General features: G+C 42.6%; 15 protein-coding genes. 2 read left to right on the top strand and 13 right to left on the bottom strand.

Translation table 11 applies throughout. The features are described 5' to 3' along the window. Window positions 1–2,079 carry an AAA family ATPase gene (locus CZ794_RS11230; RefSeq protein WP_087041713.1) on the top strand — a complete coding sequence of 693 codons (2,079 nt, stop codon included), beginning with the start codon at window positions 1–3 and terminating at the stop codon, window positions 2,077–2,079. Next, window positions 2,079–3,761 carry a hypothetical protein gene (locus tag CZ794_RS11225; RefSeq protein WP_087041712.1) on the top strand — a complete coding sequence of 561 codons (1,683 nt, stop codon included), beginning with the start codon at window positions 2,079–2,081 and terminating at the stop codon, window positions 3,759–3,761. Before CZ794_RS11230 ends, CZ794_RS11225 begins: the two co-directional genes overlap by 1 nt. A gap of 31 nt (window positions 3,762–3,792) precedes the next feature. Here the strand turns inward: CZ794_RS11225 and CZ794_RS11220 are convergent, their stop codons facing one another. The 13 genes from CZ794_RS11220 to CZ794_RS11160 form a co-directional block, all read right to left on the bottom strand. Beyond that, window positions 3,793–6,411 (bottom strand): ABC transporter permease, encoded by a 2,619-nt coding sequence (locus CZ794_RS11220; protein WP_087041711.1) that lies wholly within the window; start codon window positions 6,409–6,411, stop codon window positions 3,793–3,795. Between the two features lie 37 nt (window positions 6,412–6,448). Further along, the gene (locus CZ794_RS11215; RefSeq protein WP_087041710.1) at window positions 6,449–7,117 is read right to left on the bottom strand and encodes a hypothetical protein; all 669 of its coding nucleotides are present in this window, start codon (window positions 7,115–7,117) and stop codon (window positions 6,449–6,451) included. Between the two features lie 52 nt (window positions 7,118–7,169). Further along, window positions 7,170–7,868, bottom strand: coding sequence for an ABC transporter ATP-binding protein (locus CZ794_RS11210; protein ID WP_087041709.1), 699 nt, complete (start codon window positions 7,866–7,868; stop codon window positions 7,170–7,172). Then, window positions 7,868–8,713 carry an arylesterase gene (locus CZ794_RS11205; protein WP_373407934.1) on the bottom strand — a complete coding sequence of 282 codons (846 nt, stop codon included), beginning with the start codon at window positions 8,711–8,713 and terminating at the stop codon, window positions 7,868–7,870. Before CZ794_RS11205 ends, CZ794_RS11210 begins: the two co-directional genes overlap by 1 nt. A 91-nt stretch (window positions 8,714–8,804) precedes the next feature. Then, on the bottom strand, window positions 8,805–10,067 hold the full coding sequence (locus CZ794_RS11200) for a CynX/NimT family MFS transporter (protein ID WP_087041707.1): 1,263 nt from the start codon (window positions 10,065–10,067) through the stop codon (window positions 8,805–8,807). A gap of 349 nt (window positions 10,068–10,416) precedes the next feature. Then, entirely contained in the window at window positions 10,417–10,662 is a 246-nt protein-coding gene (gene nqrM / locus CZ794_RS11195; RefSeq protein WP_062845731.1) for a (Na+)-NQR maturation NqrM, read from the bottom strand. Between the two features lie 107 nt (window positions 10,663–10,769). After that, the gene (locus tag CZ794_RS11190) at window positions 10,770–11,861 is read right to left on the bottom strand and encodes an FAD:protein FMN transferase (RefSeq protein ID WP_227681001.1); all 1,092 of its coding nucleotides are present in this window, start codon (window positions 11,859–11,861) and stop codon (window positions 10,770–10,772) included. 205 nt (window positions 11,862–12,066) lie between these two features. Further along, the gene (locus CZ794_RS11185) at window positions 12,067–12,867 is read right to left on the bottom strand and encodes an SDR family NAD(P)-dependent oxidoreductase (protein WP_087041705.1); all 801 of its coding nucleotides are present in this window, start codon (window positions 12,865–12,867) and stop codon (window positions 12,067–12,069) included. Between the two features lie 248 nt (window positions 12,868–13,115). Next, window positions 13,116–14,351, bottom strand: a complete 1,236-nt coding sequence (gene nqrF, locus CZ794_RS11180; RefSeq protein ID WP_062845729.1) for an NADH:ubiquinone reductase (Na(+)-transporting) subunit F — start codon at window positions 14,349–14,351, stop codon at window positions 13,116–13,118. A gap of 151 nt (window positions 14,352–14,502) precedes the next feature. Beyond that, window positions 14,503–15,111, bottom strand: a complete 609-nt coding sequence (gene nqrE / locus CZ794_RS11175) for an NADH:ubiquinone reductase (Na(+)-transporting) subunit E (protein WP_087041704.1) — start codon at window positions 15,109–15,111, stop codon at window positions 14,503–14,505. Continuing rightward, window positions 15,111–15,782, bottom strand: a complete 672-nt coding sequence (locus tag CZ794_RS11170) for an NADH:ubiquinone reductase (Na(+)-transporting) subunit D (protein ID WP_062845728.1) — start codon at window positions 15,780–15,782, stop codon at window positions 15,111–15,113. The genes nqrE and CZ794_RS11170 overlap by 1 nt, the downstream gene beginning before the upstream one ends. A gap of 1 nt (window position 15,783) precedes the next feature. Further along, the gene (locus CZ794_RS11165) at window positions 15,784–16,698 is read right to left on the bottom strand and encodes a Na(+)-translocating NADH-quinone reductase subunit C (protein ID WP_087041703.1); all 915 of its coding nucleotides are present in this window, start codon (window positions 16,696–16,698) and stop codon (window positions 15,784–15,786) included. Further along, on the bottom strand, window positions 16,679–17,914 hold the full coding sequence (locus CZ794_RS11160; RefSeq protein ID WP_087041702.1) for an NADH:ubiquinone reductase (Na(+)-transporting) subunit B: 1,236 nt from the start codon (window positions 17,912–17,914) through the stop codon (window positions 16,679–16,681). Before CZ794_RS11160 ends, CZ794_RS11165 begins: the two co-directional genes overlap by 20 nt. Window position 17,915 lies beyond the last annotated feature (1 nt).

Genomic DNA, 17,915 nt, shown 5'->3' with positions numbered 1-17,915 from the left:
ATGGACTATAAGAAGTTTTCAAAGAAAATATATTCTGAATTTGAAGGTAGCTTAACAAGTGATGAAATAGATATTTTGCTCGGTATTGAAGATAGCTTTGATAAAGACTCTCCGATTTCAACAGATAAGCGTCTAGTGATCAGAAACTTAAGAATTATAGGTAATAAAAATTCCCAAGACTTCGAGTTTGAAATAAAGTATGAAGAAGGCGTTAATATATTAGTAGCTGACAACTTAAAAGGGAAGTCTTCTGTCTTTAAAGTTATTAAGTATGCTTTGACAGGCAGGAATAGCTTAAGAAAAGATATATTAAACTGGGTTGAATATGTGTTTCTAAATTTTAATATTAACAAAAAAAACTATGCAGTTTTTCTGGACTTGACGAACTCTCGCCCACTATCAAAACTATTTCATCATGAAGTTAAGACGTTAGAAGACGTTAGAGGTTCTGATGATAAAGTGTTGTTCGAAGCAAAAAATGCAACATCATTTGAGGATCAAATTCAAAATTTTTTCTTTGCTCAGTTTTCTTATTATTCGCTAAAATGGACTCAGAAGGATTCTAATAAAAGTAGTACAAGTCTTAATGAGGCCGGAGCAAGTTGGGCGACCTATTTCAAATCTATACTTTTAGAATCTAAAGATAGTGACAAATTAATGTATGGAAACCAAGGTAAGAAGATTTTCGAAATGCTATTAAGTATGGAGTTAACTTATCCAATAAACCGACTAATTGTAAAAAGAGATAAGCTTGGATATGAACAGGCTAGAAGCTCAGATATCCAAATTACAAATAATAGTGAAATTGAAACTACTGCAAATGAGTTAGAAGAGAAAATTCATCATACTGAGGAAGAGCTAAAAAAACTACTCATGGAGGATAGTAATCAGCAGAGGATTGCTCAATTAACGAGTGAGTTTAATACTATTTTGCAGAGTATCGAAAGAAATAATAAAGAAAGACTCAATCTATATAAGAAAATTGAAGATTTGATCTTACGTATTGGAAGCTCAAAACGAGATATTGAACTACTTAGAAATTTAAAAGAGAATTTAAAAAAAGAGATTAACTCATCTATAAAACAAAAAAATTCCCTAGAGGAATTCATTCATATAGGAGCATTTTTCTCTAATTTGGATGTTAAGCATTGCCCTGCATGTGATCATAAATTATTAGAATTACGGAAGCAAGAGAGCGTTAAAAAGCACGAATGTGCCTTATGCCATGAAGATGTGTCAGGTAAAGATGTTGATATTAGTGTTTATAAAAATAAGGTTAAAGCCTTAGATGAACTTATTATTCAATTGAGAAAGAAACTTGTAGATAGTGAGTCTAAGTTTGGCGCTAGTAAAAAAAGTTTGAACGAACAACAAGACGAACTTAAAACGATTAGAATTGAGCTACAACAATTACCTGATCTATTAGCGATGAACAGTCAACTAACTCAATTAGATCGTGAAATATCAGTACTAAAATCATATGAATCTCAGAACAATCTTAAGAACGATTTGATAGCTAGAAAAGCGGTATTTGAATATAGATTGGAAGGTATTAGAAATAAGAAACTAGAACCGTCAGAAAACTATGATTTAAAGCTTAGTGTTATAAATTTTGCAATCAACGAATTATCTAAGCAGAGAGCGCAATTAGGTAAAAGAGTGACGGAAAGACTATCTTCCCTAATGACACAAGAAGTTCAGGCACTTGGTTTAGGTTCTATCACTAATGTACTCGTAAACAGTAATCTAGATATAAAGTACGAGCAGAGTAATGAGTATATTACATTCAATGACTTCTCAGAAGGCGAACAGTTAAGAGCAAAGTTAGCATTTTATTTGAGTTTAATACAAATGGATATCGAATTTAACCTTGGTCGACATACTAGACTTTTGATGATTGATAGTCCTGCAAAGGAGGAAGCAGATAATTCTTATCTTGAGGGACTATCTCAATTATTGAAGAGCATAGAAATACGCTTTGGTAGTGAACTTCAGATATTAATAGCAACTGCTGAAAGGGATCTAGAGGGTGTCGTTACTAATCAGAAAATAATACCCACAGGACAATATGTATTCTAATGTTTGATATAGGCACATTCAAAAGCTTAAGCAAATCCGAGAAAATTGAGTTTTCTAACCCTGAAAATTTAGTAAGCTTATCTATGTCTCTTAAAAGTAAAGAAATTAACTCTACATTCAGTAAAGTTATCTTAGATTCTACAGAGAATAGTTATGTAAGAATAAACTTCTTAAAATCCTTTTCAAACCTTTGTTTTCTAGAAAAAATACCTGAAAGACAGGTATATTCCTTACTTATTGATTATTGGACGTTCGGTAAGGATATCTTTTTAGAAATCCGTCGGTTAAAAGAGTTGTTATACTTCTATAGCCCTTTTTTAGATGTTAAAGGTGATATCGAGTCGGTTTATGAGAGTTGCTTAGAGTCCAGTGAAGCTGAAATTGTAGGAGAGAGCCTTTATAGTCTAGGATTAATCAACTTTCAGAAAGCATTAGCCTCTGAAAACTATGAAGAGTTAAGACTTTTACTAGGCAAAAGTAATGAATACTTTAACAACTCAATAGAAGAGGTTGAAAATAGAGTTGATGCTGTTTTTTTAAGTAAGATAGTACTAATTCTTCAAGAGTTATTTGATAAAAAATGGTCATCTTCATCTCATCTAATGACTCAAGCTAGTAACTTGTTATTTAAATATGATGCATACTCTATTAATAGAATTGATGATAATATCCAGTACCACTTATACCTAATATTGAAAGCTCTACAAAATATTTATAATTCAAAACCAGCAGAATGGCTAGACATCAAAGCTGAATTAGATAATATTTATGTAAACTATAATGAAATTATGAACGAGAAGGTTAATCTAAAATTATGCTCAACGACTAGTTTGCTTAGTAGTAGTCTAGAAGAAAGAGTATTAAAGCCATACTTTATAACGAATTTAGATACTTATCTTATTAAGATTGAAGTCTTGCTCCGAGACGAGATAGCTGGGTCAGATAAATATAGGTTCCTTTGCTATATCAAAGAAACTATCAAAGATAATCCTAAAAAAAAAGAGGATGCTTTAGATTTAAAGAGGGGGCTAGTGCAGGCTTTTCCTAACCATAAAGATTTGGCAGAGAGTTTATCTGAAAAGATTAAAACACCTATTGATGCTATTAACGCTTATGACTTTCTTATTAATCAAGAGAGATCATTGTTAGATAGTGTTTTATATGCCTGTAAAAAATTACAAGGAGATATTACTTATAAGAGAGCAGGTGTAGACGAAAATGCTAGGAATAGAGATATAGCAAAAACTATGGAAGCGAGAGGTTTTCATATCAAAGATCAACCTCAATGGGCTACTTCTCCAACGGGTAAGGACAGTGGTGAGGTTGATATATTTATTGTTGAATCAGATGGTACTCCTAAATCAATTATCGAAGCTTTAAATCTAAGTTATCTAGATAAAGCTTACCTTATTACACACTTAGACAAAACATTTAGCTACGACGTTACTGGTTTAAAAGAAAACTTTATAATCACATATAGTACAGCTACTAATTTTGAGGGCTTATGGAATAAATATCTATCATTTATTAAAAGCCATAATTATCAGTACCAATATATTGAATTTAAAGAGATTGAACACAATTCAATAGATATTAGAGTTGGATGTTCAAGACATTTAAGACACGATAAAGAAATATTTCTATATCATGTACTTATTAATATGTATGAGAAAACTATGTAAATATTTATCTAAAATTAAAGTTAGGCGGTTATCAAATCATCGCCCTAACTCTCGCCATAATCCCGCGCCCAATCACCAGTCTTACATAAATAATAGCAATAGCAAACAGCAATACGACTAATGCTGCACCGCCAATACCCAAGCTCATCCACGGCACACTAAATCGCAGATTAAACCACTGCGTGATGGCCGCCCACGCGCCCACGTTTGCGATAATGACGGCAAAGACAGCCGCGCTAATCCCAAGCACGCCCAGCTCTAAGATATTTAGCAGATACAGGTCGCGCTTTTGCATACCGAGTAATCGGAACGATGCGCTTTCCTTCATGCGATCTTGTGAGGTCGATAGCAACGAGCTAATCAACACCATCACGCCTGTCAGTAGCGCGAGTAGGGTAAAGACATAGACCAAGCGGCTCATTTGTACCACCAGCTCTTGGATTTGCTGCGCGATGGCGGTGCCATTGATGGTCGTGACAGCTGGGAACTCGCGTACCAGCTTGCCTTGTATCTCCGGAATATCATCGGCAGGGACATGCGCAGTGGCAAACTGAATCTGCGGTGCTGCTGCCAAGACCGCTGGCTCAAACAAGAAGTAGAAAAAAGGACTGGGGCCTTGCTCAAAACGCGAGCGAATACTGGTAATCTGCCCGACGATCTCAATCCCTTGAATATTAAAACGTACCTGATCACCCATACTGACATTGAGCAGGTCAGCGGCCGTGTCCAAAACAGACATAGGAACGACGGCTTGATCAGGCTTTTGCTCGTTTTGCGTGTTGACAGGTGCATACAGTTGATCGTCTTCTACCGCGTCAACGATGAATTCGGTGTCCATCAACGTGTCAGCGTAGCTTAAATTAAAGACACGCGTGGGATCATCAAAGCCATCCGCAGGCTCGATATCTTGTACGGGCACATCATTGGCAGTGACCACGCGCGAGCGGATGACCGGATAGTAGCTCACGGGCGCACCGATCAATCTATCGATCTCGTCATGTTGATCGCTTTGAATGTCTAATAAAAATAAATTGGGCGCATCTTCAGGATACGCATTGATAAACTGCGCATTGATGCTGTGATTGAGCGTGGTAATCAGGGTTAGAACCGCAACCGATAATGATAAGGTGACAAAAAATAGCGCAGATTGGTTGCCTTTACGCGCAAGGTTATGAATCGCAATACGCTGCATCCAGCCAATTCCAGAGCGTTTGGCAATCTTGGCAAGCAGCCATAACCAACCGCGAGCCAATGCCCAAAATACCGCCACAAAAGCAATTAATCCTATCAATAACTGCGCGCCCAATAACCATGAACCGACTTCATAGGCAAAAAACGCATACAGCCCAGCCAGCATGACTCCGTACCACAACAAGGGCACGCGTCGATACCACGGCAGGTTTTGCGCCTGCGTGCTTGCGCCTTGATTGAGCAAGGTAGCAGGTTTGGTTGTGTTAAGGGTACTTAAGCCGCGCTGAGCAATCAGTAAGGTCAGTACCAAGGCGATGACGGTGGTCTTAATCGCACTGATGGGATTGATAGCAAGGCCCACGTCTGGCGGCAAGATAGCCACGAGATATGGCTGACCCACTTTAAGCAAGCCAAAGCTGAGCGCGACCGCAGCGATACAAGCGACGATAGAGGTGACGACCAGTAGCTGATAGTAGCTGCGTTTGACTGAGCTGAGTGGCTCACCCAATGCCAAACGAATCGCATTGTTGGACTGCTGCTTGGTCACAAACGCTGTAATGACGCCATACATCGCCACCGCTGACAATAACAGCACGGCAATGACGAGCAGTTTTAAAAACATCAGCACATTATCAGAGATACGTGAGACAGAGGTATCCGCCGAATCAGCATCAGACAGCTCAATATCAGGATAATTGCTCAGAATTTGCGTGAAGTTATCACGCTGCTGGGCGATCAATTCAGGCGCGCCTGCCAGCTCAATACGATAATTGACACGACTACGCTGACCCAGTAGATTGGTGGCGGCTAGCGCATCTTGCTGCATCAACACACGACCACCAAAGCCAAAGGCGGTCAATGGACGGTCAGGCTCTTTGGTCAGCACATCACTGATGGTAAATTGCGCATCACCAATAGTAACTGTATCGCCGATACGAGCATTTAGGCTGCTGAGCACTTCAGGCGCGACCACGACGCTATCTGAGGTCAATTGCTGCCACAAATCCTTTCCTGAGGCCAGCTCTACCTTGCCATAAAGCGGATAGCTGGGCGACACGGCTTTGACGCGGGCAAGTAACGTCTGCTCATCGGTCACGACCATCGCACTAAACTGATAATCAAACACCTTTTGGGCATCAGCGATGGTATCTACTTGCGTCAATATCTCACTTGGCCAGTCTTGCTGACTGTTCAATACCAAATCACCGCCAACCAGTGCGCGCTGATTGTCATTGACATAGCTGTCAACCGACTGCTGGATGGAATCGAGAGTCAGGTAAGTGGCAAGCGATAGCGTAAGCGTCAATAAAAACAGCACTGGATAGACCCAGCGTTGCCACCAGCTACGACTTAAGGCTTTTGAGCCTAAGGTTTGATTGCTAAAGAAAATGCTTCCTTTATTATCAGTAGCTTGATTATTGATAGCAGTATTGCTTTGTGTGATCGTAGCTTTAGTCATAATTTTTTTGCTTAATCGGTAGACGTATTAAGAAATTTTAGAGTGTATCATCAGGTAACCAGATATAAATGAAGTCGAACAACTCTGCATCTGTCATATCAGTTAATGAATGAACGAATTTTTTATCTTCGACTGTCTTATATACTGCGCTAGCGACTACTTTATGGTAAAGAAGAGACTTGCCTTTCGTTTGTTGTTCAAACCAGTGCTTATTTATTTTGTTAGGTAAATTATAGAACAAAGAAAAATCTAGCTGCTTACTGAGGTGGTTCAACTTTTCGTATTTGTGAGTATCAAAGTAATATAGATGTTTTAATACATCGTTTTGTAGTGTATTTTGCTCATTCTGTAGTAAGTCTAAAAAACACAGATATTCATCATCATTTTTCATAAAGTACGTCAAAGGGTATAGAAAATAATTATTTGCTCTCAAATATCCTTTGCTTATTGCTTGTAGAGTAAGCTGACTTACCTCGTCTCTGTTGGCATTGATAAAAGGTTTTGAGTAATGCTCTAATATAAAAGAAAGCGCAAAAGTAATGGAATAATCGTTTGAATCAGCCATCTGTTTTAAATAATAAAGCGCATTATCTAATTTGTAGATAGAAATTAACTGATTGATTACTTTGCCATAATCTTCGGTTTCAAAAATGAATTTTCCAGCGAGTAAGTCTTTTGCCAAGTTTTCTATCTCAAGAGTTCCCATTGAGTCAACCTTATTGGAATAGAGCATTTAAGAATAAGGGATGAACCCCTATTTATTCATCAATCCGTCCATCATGCATGGTGATGACACGATCTGCCATTTCTGCCAGTGCTGGGTCATGCGTCACCACCACCAGTGCCGAGCCAACCTGCTGGCGTAAGTCCAATAGCAGCTGCATGACTTGATTGGCATTTTGCTCATCGAGGTTCCCTGTCGGTTCATCCGCAAACACAATCTTAGGATGTGACACCAGCGCCCGTGCAACTGCCGTACGCTGCTGCTCACCACCTGATAACTGGTTGGGTAGACTGTTACGTCTGTGTCCTAAGTCCACTGCTTCAATCAGCTCGTCCACACGCGCTTGATTTGGACGCCTTGCAATATCAAGTGGAAAAGCAATGTTCTCCGCCACTGTCAATGTTGGCAATAGATGGAACGATTGAAACACAAAGCCCATGTCGCGTTGACGAATGACCGCGAGCGCATCTTCATCCAGATCACTTAACATATGCTCTGCCAACTCTACTGAGCCACTATCGGGATAATCGAGCGCAGCGAGTAACCCTAGTAACGTTGACTTGCCAGAGCCAGATTTACCCATGATGACCACGAACTCACCAGCATTGATATAGATGTCCACGTCTTTGATAATGGACAGTGTTTGCTCGCCGACTTGTACCGTCTTGGTGAGTTTTGAGGCAGTGAGCAAGGCGGTTGAACGAGAAGCACTAGCGGCATTGGATAATGTCATTACAGGGCCTCTGTTGGCATAAGTTTGGGTGCTGGCTCAGGGTCATCGGCCACCGTAGTAGCAGTCATATCGTCAGATTTAAACTTTTCAAGCTTAGGCGCTAAGATAGGCAAAATATTGTCATCAACGATGATGGTATAACCTTCTTTGGTTGGATGAATGGCATCAGCTTGGTTCAACGCAGGATCACCGCCCACCCCTTCTAAGAAGAAAGGAATAAGGGTAACATTCATATCTTTAGCAACGCGCGGATAGATAGCGGCAAACGACTTGACATAGTCAGAGCCAAGGTTGTCATAGATTTGCATACCGCCCAAGATGACTTCACTGCCATTGTCTTGCAGGCGTTTTACAGCAGTTCGGATATTTTTCTCAACCGTTGCCACATCAATACCGCGAATCGCATCATTGGCACCAATGGTCAAAATGGTCACATCGGGTTTGGTCTGCAATACCCAATCCAAGCGATTGACTAGGCCCGTACTGGTTTCCCCGCTCAAACCTGAGTTAATCACTTTGGCATTTTTATAGCCCTGTTCATGTAGGCGTGTTTCTAACTGAGCAGGGTAGTTGTCATCATTATCAACGCCAAGCCCTTCGGTCAAAGAGTCACCAAGCGCCAATATGGTTAATGGCGCTTGGTGCTGCTCGATTGAGGGGGGTGTTTGCTCAGTTTGAGGCATTGCCTCAGACGTTTGTGTATTGGCAGTCTGATTGGTCGTGTTTTGACTGTCATCTGTCATGTCGGTTTCGGGTTCTTGTTGACACCCACTCATGACCATAGCGAGAGTCAAAATAGCCACAGCAGGTAAGTAACGAGTAAAACGAGAGGATACATTCATAATAATGGTTCTGTCCTATAGTCAATAAAACCAGTGTAGCAAAATAAGACAGGCACCAATATTATCCTAAGGTTACTTTATCTCCTTTAAAGCATTACATTTTTTTGCCATCGACCATCACAGGACGACTGACTATCCACGCGATGACCACGTTGACCACCATCAAAATCAGCATGATAAAAAGCGGCACATTCCAAGTACCCGTCGCCTCGTGTAGCCAGCCTGTGCCTAGTGGCCCAAAAAACGCCAAAAAATAGCCAACGGCTTGCGCCATACCCGACAGCTCACTGGATTGATTGGTCGTGTAAGTGCGTAGTGAAAACAAAATCATGCTCAAGGTAAAAATCGCCGAGCAACCAATGCCCATCATAGCTGACCACAGCCAAGCCAAATCAGTCGATAAATAGCTGATACCCAGCACCCCTATGACGTTCAACACTGCCGCAAGCACAGCCAATGCTTGAATCGGGCGTCCACGGTTGATCAACCATGTCAAACTCACAATCGATATCGGTGCCATAAACTGAAACACCGAATTCATTTGTCCTGCTTGCACCGCAGGCAAGCCCTTACTCAACCAAATAGATGGTAAAAAACTGGCCACGGTATAAAACAACAAAGACTGCAAACCCATAAATACGGCAATCTGCCAAGCAAAAGGCGTGCGCCACATCGAGATATCTGAACATTCAGTCGTCGCTATATCCACGGCTTGATGGCTAGACGAGCCAAGACGTAAACGCAAAAATATCCAAATAACGATGGCAAAGATGCCGAGCAGCGACCAGCCGCCTAACGCCCATTGCCAGCCCACTTGTTCAGATAAAGGCAGTACCACTCCTGCTACTATGCCTGCGGTCACCGTCATGACAAGACTGAACAAACCTGTGATGAGGGGAATGTGTTTGGGTGTACGTTGCTTAATGACTGGCGCCGCTAACGTATTGGCAAACCCGATCGCCAATGTCAGCATCAAGGTGCCCACCAAAAACCCACTCCAAGTAGGAAACACTGTGCGGATGATCATACCGATGGTCAATAGTCCAATCATCACAATGAGCGTATTCTCAAGCCCGAATCGTTTGCCTATAGAGGGCGAGATAAGAGCCCCAATGGCAAAAGTGAGCATTGGTACAGCGCCCAGCCAGCCAATTTGTGTCTCAGAAATATCAAGTGCCGATTTGACAACTGGTGCAATAGAGCCAAGCGCGACAATAGGCGCACGCATATTGGTCGCCAATAAAATCATGGCACACAGTACCAGCCAAAAAGTGAAGCGCGAAGATGGCATAAGTGGCGGCTGAACCGTAGTGGTAGGAGAGGAGTGAGAATTGGGTGGTAAACCAGAGGTAGACATAGCAATACGCCTATTATTAGCATAAAAAAGGACACGTCATTACACAGCGCCAAAGAGTCGCCGCTTGCAAACAACACGAGAGAAAACACACCAAGACGGTGATTGAGATCGCAAAATAGAACGAGAAATCACTAGCACATCATAAGACAGATAAGCTTGCTACTTTAGATGAAGAGATAAGGTAGCATCAAGTACGAGTAGGGACGCCCGTGAATAATGCTTTGAGAGGTCACCTATAAATATCTAGTGGCACAATAAAAAATAGCGCCAGCCCTTTTAAAGGACTAGACGCTATTATAGGAACAAATGTAAAGTAAAAGCTACCAACGTATTGGAATAAATCCGAGGTTTATACAGATTTGCCCAATTGAGCAGCTTTTAGGGCATGCTCTTGTTGCTCAGCAATCAGAGAATCACACTTATTGGGATCATTACCACAAAACGAGCAATTTTCATCCCCCATGAGTTTGGCAACGCCGCCGCAAGATCCTCTCAGAGGCTTCTTTTTAACCATATAACCAATGCCCATAAAGACAAAGAATAAAATAAACACCGAAAAGGTGATGGCAAGCATAGGAAGCAATTGACTAAGCATAGAGGAAACCTCAATTTTTAAAGATAGGGCAGTTGTTTTTTGTCTTAACTACTTAATAGTATAGCAAATTTTGTGCGATTCGTTGTTGCTAATCGTATCAGCAAACCCTAAGGCTTTTTGTCGGCACGTAAAGCTTGCATGGCAGGGGTCTGCACAACTTGCCAATCGTCAATACTATCATGCTCCCCATTTATATCGACGCCATCAGCCAATACCACAAACATCGCGGCCAAATTCTTCTCTTTAGCAAGTGCTAATGCCTTGTCATAATGCATGGCTGTCAGCGCTGTTGCCCAAGCGTCTGCTAGTGCCACTGACTTAGCCGCCACTGTTACTGAAGGTGCGCCGCCAGCGATAGGTTTACCAGTTGTCGGATCAATGGTATGAGTATAGCGTTTTCCATCAAAGATGACAGAGTTACGATAGTTGCCAGAAGTCGCCAAATGCATCTGGTTGTCAGTATTGATGGGTTGGCGAATGGCTGAAATCGTCTGGCGCTCGCTCACCGTGCTGTCTTTGATAGGGGCATCTATCGCGATTTGCCATGGCTGCTTTTGGTTATTGACACCAGAGGTCGCAATTTCACCCCCAATCTCGACCATGTAATTGCGAATCTGGTAGTTGTCTTTGAGTACCTCAGCAATCACGTCGACTCCATAACCTTTAGCGACGGCTGAGAAGTCAAGACCAATGCCGTCTTTGACTTTATGGATCGTTTTATCCTGTTGTATAACGCCTTCAAAATCGACTAACGCTTTTGCTTGAGCAATCTCTAACGCTGTTGGTGGACTTTGCAGGCGCTCGACTGTCATGGTGCTCCCAAATCCCCAAGTGTCTACCAATGGCATGACGGTAGGATCAAATGCACCGCGCGATTCCTTATATACGATGCGAGATACATCGAGCACACGATCAAAATCTGCGTCGATAGTGATGGGGGTGTCTTTGGCAGCGCGATTAAAGGTAGAGATGGTTGAGTCTGCTTGATAAGTAGACATGCTGTCGTTGATTTGCTGCAATCGCTTGTCTATGTCCGCTTGTATGGCAGCTTCATCCGCATCATCAGGAAGCTCATAACTGATGTGGTAGCTGGTACCCATTGTCTCACCGCTCAGATAGTTATATTCTGGCGATTGCTGGCAAGCACTGAGACCCAAGGCACTGGTAACACCGATGATACCGTACAAAGTAGCGCGCATCGTTTTGGTACAAGACAAAGCGTGCAGGGGTGAAGCGAAGAATGTAATTTTCATAAGATCGTTGCTATAGCAAAAAGTGAATGTGGCTTTGGATAATAAGCGATGCCTATTTTACACCCCGTACCACCTATAAAGCCAATATCAATAAAATTAAGCAAACAATATAATCCTAAAGAGGCCATTCATAGCAGCGTCTGATGGTTCCTCACTTTACCTGCGACTCACGGATAAGCTTATACAGCCTAGGCGGCGATACTCGGTTGACTTTGGTTGCCAGCTTTTCTTTCGTTCCTGCGATGATGATATATTCTTCTCCTTTCGTGAGTGCTGTGACAGCTTGTTTGGCGAATGCCGTCGCTGTTAAGCCGTTACTGGTCGCCTCATCCATTGTGCCTTGCTGGCTTCCGTCCCCTGTTAGGGCATTAATAGACACATTGGTTTGAATAAATCCGGGAAATATCGTTGCGACCTTTATTCTTTGATCATGCAGCTCGGCACGTAAACTGTTGGCCCACATATGAATAGCGGCTTTGGCAGCACCGTACGCACCGCGATATTGAGTTCCTAGTAGCCCTGCGACGCTGGAGATCATGACTATTTTGCCACCGCCCTGCGCTATCATGTCTGGTAATACCAATCTGGTTAGACGTGTTTGCGCAAAATAATCTAGCTCCATAATTTGTCGCTCGACCTCTTCTGCAGTGTCCATGATAAGAGAGCGTTGACTCACGCCAGCGTTATTGATTAGCCAATCGATATGACCCGTGTGAGTCTTAGCACTGCTGTAGGCTTCTTTTGCTTGTTCAGCATCGCTAAGATCAAAAGGCACGACCAGATGTTTTTTAGTATGTTTGCAGCGTTGTTTTACCGCTGCCAACTTATCATGATCGCGCCCACTCAATATTATGGTTGCACCGCGTTTGGCAAAAGCAATGGCTAAGGCCTCACCAATACCGCTAGAAGCACCTGTTATCCATATGGTCAGCTCTTTATACTTGGTTGTCATAAGTATCCCTTCTTATTGGTTAAGTCATCAATCATATAGGATAGATAACGCAAGCTGCCATTTTAATTTGTAGTCTCTGTGGTGCTTACGAAAAGCAAGTCAAAAAATTTGTACCAGTAGTACAGTAGTACGCAGGTATTGGCATGACCATTTTATTTTGAACGGGTTATCCAAATAAAAAAAGAGCCTCAATTGAGACTCTTTTTTATAAACATGCTTAAACGAGGTTTTTTGCTGAATCAGGCAATCTAACCACCGAAGTCATCAAGCATGATGTTTTCATCTTCAACACCCAAGCTGTGTAACATGTCGATTACCGCCGCGTTCATCATTGGTGGCCCACACATATAAAATTCACAGTCTTCAGGATTTGGATGGTCTTTTAGGTAGTTTTCAAGTAACACGTTATGAATAAAGCCTGTTGGACCTTCCCAGTTATCTTCTGGTAATGGATCAGACAAGGCCACATGCCACTCAAAATTATCAAACTCTTCCGCCAATTGATCGTAATCTTCAACGTAGAACATCTCACGAATAGAGCGTGCACCGTACCAAAAGCTAATCTTACGATCGGTATTTAAGCGTTTCAGCTGATCAAAAATGTGAGAACGCATGGGCGCCATACCAGCACCACCACCAACAAAGATCATCTCAGCTTCTGTTTTCTTAGCAAAGAACTCACCATAAGGACCTGAAACCGTGACTTTATCGCCAGGTACTAGGCTAAACACCCAAGAAGACATTTTGCCTGGTGGGATATTGTCAGGACCGCGTGGCGGTGGACTTGCGATACGAATGTTGAACTTGATCAAGCCTTTTTCTTCTGGGTAGTTGGCCATTGAATAAGCACGAATCACTGGCTCATCAACTTTTGATACATATTTGAAAATGCCAAACTTTTCCCAGTCTTCTCGGTACTCTTCATCCACCACAAAGTCTTTATAATGGACTTCGTGCGGTGGCGCTTCTAACTGCACATAACCACCAGCGCGGAAGTTCACTTCTTCGCCTTCTGGAATTTTAAGTACCAATTCTTTAATAAAGGTTGCTACGTTATCGTTAGAGATAACCTCACATTCCCATTTTTGTACATCAAAAAACTCGGGGTCAATCTCGATTTTCATGTCTTGTTTGACAGCTACCTGACAAGCTAAGCGCATGTGATCACGGATTTCGCCTTGAGTAAAATAGCCTTCTTCGGTGGGCAAGATAGAACCGCCACCCTCAATAACACGGCAGCGACACTGTGCACAGGTACCACCACCACCACAGGCTGAAGATAAAAAGATACCTTCGCTTGCTAGTGTTTGCAGTAGCTTACCACCTGCTGGTGTCACTACGTCATTATCGGGATTATCATTGATATGAATGGTAACGTCACCTGAACTGACCAATCTTGAACGTGCTGCCAAAATAATGGCAACAAGGCCCATGATGATCAAGGTAAACATAGCCACGCCACCAATCGCCGTAGCATAATCCATGATATGTATCCTTAATCTATGGGGTAGGGGTGCGGGGTCATGAATGTCATGCTGTACCCGAACGCCTACCGAATAAATGAATTAAATAGTTCAAATAGCTAAATAAGGTCTTGAATGTAGCGTATCAATCGATAACGCTAGATCAAACGGTTTAAATGGACATGCCACCGAACGACATAAAGCCAAGCGACATAAGACCAACTGTGATAAAGGTAATACCAAGACCGCGTAGCGGTGCTGGGATATCTGAGTATTTTAGCTTCTCACGAATACCAGCCAACGCAGCAATGGCAAGTGCCCAACCAAAACCTGCACCCACACCATAAACCATGGATTCACCAAAGTTATAATCACGCTCAACCATAAACAGTACCCCACCTAAAATGGCGCAGTTTACAGTGATAAGAGGCAAAAACACCCCAAGCGCGTTATACAGACTTGGTACAAACTTATCCAAGAACATCTCAAGGATCTGTACCGTCGCAGCAATAAGACCAATATAACTGAGCAACCCTAAGAAGCTTAAATCGATATCAGGGAAACCTGCCCATGCCAGCGCACCACTTTTTAGGATGAACTGAAAAAGTAAGTTATTTAGCGGAACGGTAATCGCCATAACGACAACCACAGCAACCCCAAGACCAATGGCTGTTGATACTTTCTTTGATACAGCCAAGAACGTACACATACCCAAGAAGTAGGCCAGCGCCATGTTCTCAATAAAGACTGAGGTTATAAATAAACTAACATAATGTCCCATTAGTGACCGCCTCCATGTGCCATGCCTTTAGACTGCGGCTTCATTACAAACTCAGCTTCTTCGACCTGCTCTGGTTTCCAGATACGAACAATGGCAATAAACAAACCAATAATAAAGAACGCTGATGGTGGCAATAATAATAGCCCGTTTGGCAAATACCAACCGCCGTCAGTGACTGGTTGTAGAATGGTAATACCGAACCAAGTACCCGCCCCTAAGATCTCACGGACAGTTGCAACAAACAGTAGTACGGCAGAGTAACCAAGACCGTTACCGATACCGTCTAAAAAGCTAGGTACTGGTGGATTGCTCATCGCAAACGCTTCTGCACGGCCCATAACGATACAGTTGGTGATGATCAAACCAACGAAGACAGATAAGCCTTTACTTACATCATAAGCGACCGCTTTTAGTACCTGATCGACCAAAATAACCAACGAGGCAATAATAGTCATCTGTACGATGATACGAATGCTCGAAGGGATTTGTTTACGAATGATCGAGATAAAAAAGCTTGAGAATGCCGTTACCAATGTCAATGCCACACACATAACCATGGCATTGGCCATGCTTGTGGTGACTGCCAATGCCGAACAGATACCTAAGATCTGTAATGCAATCGGGTTATTATCAAAAATAGGCGAGGTTAAAATAGTTTTCGTGTCAGCCATGTTATGCCTCCTTGCCGTTTGCTACTGGTAGCGTGGCTGCCAGTTCGGTATTAGGTTGAGCTGTACTGGTCTTTGATTGCGTTGACTGATTCGCCTGCGTATCAGTATTTTCAATGGTTTGACCGCTTTCTTTACGTAGCATATCTAGGTATGGCTTGTAGCCTTGATCACCCAACCAAAACTGAATCATATTACTGACACCGCGGCTAGTGAGTGTTGCGCCACTGATGCCATCGACCCAGTTTTCTTTTGGAGCACCTGCTTTGGTCACGCCAGTAGCAACATTACCGTTTTCGTCATATGAGTGAATGCCTGTCCACTTCGCACGCCACTGTGGTTCTTCGATACGAGCGCCCAGACCTGGGGTTTCTTTATGCTCATAAAAGCTAATACCTTTGATGGTATTCATATCGCTTTCAAGCGTTAAGAAGCCATAGATAGTGCCCCATAGTCCATATCCTTGAATCGGTAGTACAACCACTTCAGGTTTGCCCGCATCATCTTTTTTGACATAGACTTTGGCATACTTTGGCTTACGACCAATACCAGCAGGGTCATTGTCACCCAGGTCTTCACTCAATGCTTGGTTTTTGGTTGCTTGGCTTGCATCATAAGCATTACGATCAGGAATGCCAGCGTCTGCTAAGGCACTATCATCAAGATAAGTCCCTTTATTTAGATCAATAATCTCAACATCAAAGTCTTTGAAGCGCTCAGCAACATCTTCTGCGGTATCAGATTCAGCGTTATACATATCTGCTGCTACCAAGATGTTTTTGTTACGGTCTAAGCGAGCATTCTCGACTTGTGCTGGTTTGAGACCAACCGCAACTGCTGAAACCAGTACTGAACACACCAAGCATAGCGTCAATGCCACACTGATGGTTTTCGCATTATTACTTTTGGGCTTGGACATAGCGAACCCTCCGAGCTGTTTGGCGTTTGATGTTTGCTTGGGTCACAAAATAATCAAACAATGGAGCAAATAAGTTGGCAAAAAGAATGGCTAGCATGATGCCTTCTGGAAAGGCAGGGTTGATCACTCGAATCAATACAGTCATAAAACCAATCAAGATACCATATGCCCAGCGACCTTTATTGGTGTGCGCAGCTGATACAGGATCGGTTGCCATAAAGACAGCACCGAATGCAAAACCACCGATAACCAAATGCCAGTAGAATGGCAAGTTCATCATCATGTTGTCTTCAGAGCCAATCATATTGAACACAAGAGAGGTGGCAATAAGACCGACCACACACCCTGCCATGATGCGCCATGAAGCGATACGTGTCCAAAGTAGAACAGCGGCACCCATCAAAATTGCAAGTGTTGATACTTCACCGATACTGCCTTGCATGTTGCCTAAGAATGCGTCGCCCCACGTGATGGCATTACCATATACGTCAACGAAATCCTGAGGAACCACACCAAGCGCAGCCAGACCAAGCGGCGTCGCCCCTGAAAAACCATCTACTGCTGTCCACACCGAGTCACCAGACATATAGGCTGGATAAGCAAAGTATAAGAAAGCACGACCTGATAGGGCAGGGTTCAGGAAGTTTTTACCGGTACCACCAAATACTTCTTTGGCCACTACCACACCGAAGATGATACCTAGGGCAACTTGCCACAATGGAATATCTGGTGGTAGACACAAGGCAAATAAGACAGACGTCACAAAGAAACCTTCGTTGACTTCATGGCCTCGCACAACGGCAAAGATAATCTCACAAAGAATACCGACCACAAAAGTGACGAGATAAATCGGCAAGAACTGCATAGCACCATAGACAAAGCTTGCCCAGATACTGTCTGGATTGTAGCCTGCCATGCTTGTGATGATAGTACGCCAGCCTTCAGGCTGTAAGCCAAGCTGAGTAATGGCGGTTAGTGCTTGGTGACCGATATTGTACATACCCCAAAACATCGCTGGGAACGTACATAGCCATACAGTAATCATAATACGCTTTAGGTCAATACCGTCGCGTACGTGTGAAGATGCATAAGTCGTTGAGCTTGGTTGACGCAAAAACGTATCAAACATCTCAAAAATGGCATAGTATTTTTCGTGTTTGCCACCTTTGGTGAAAGACGGCTCCATACGATCGAACATATTGTGTAAAAATTTCATC

Origin of the sequence: Psychrobacter sp. JB385, assembly GCF_900163785.1 — a bacterium.
Classification (GTDB): Bacteria; Pseudomonadota; Gammaproteobacteria; order Pseudomonadales; family Moraxellaceae; genus Psychrobacter.
Note: the sequence above shows the minus strand (reverse complement) of the source record. Positions and strands in the feature narration are given on the sequence as shown.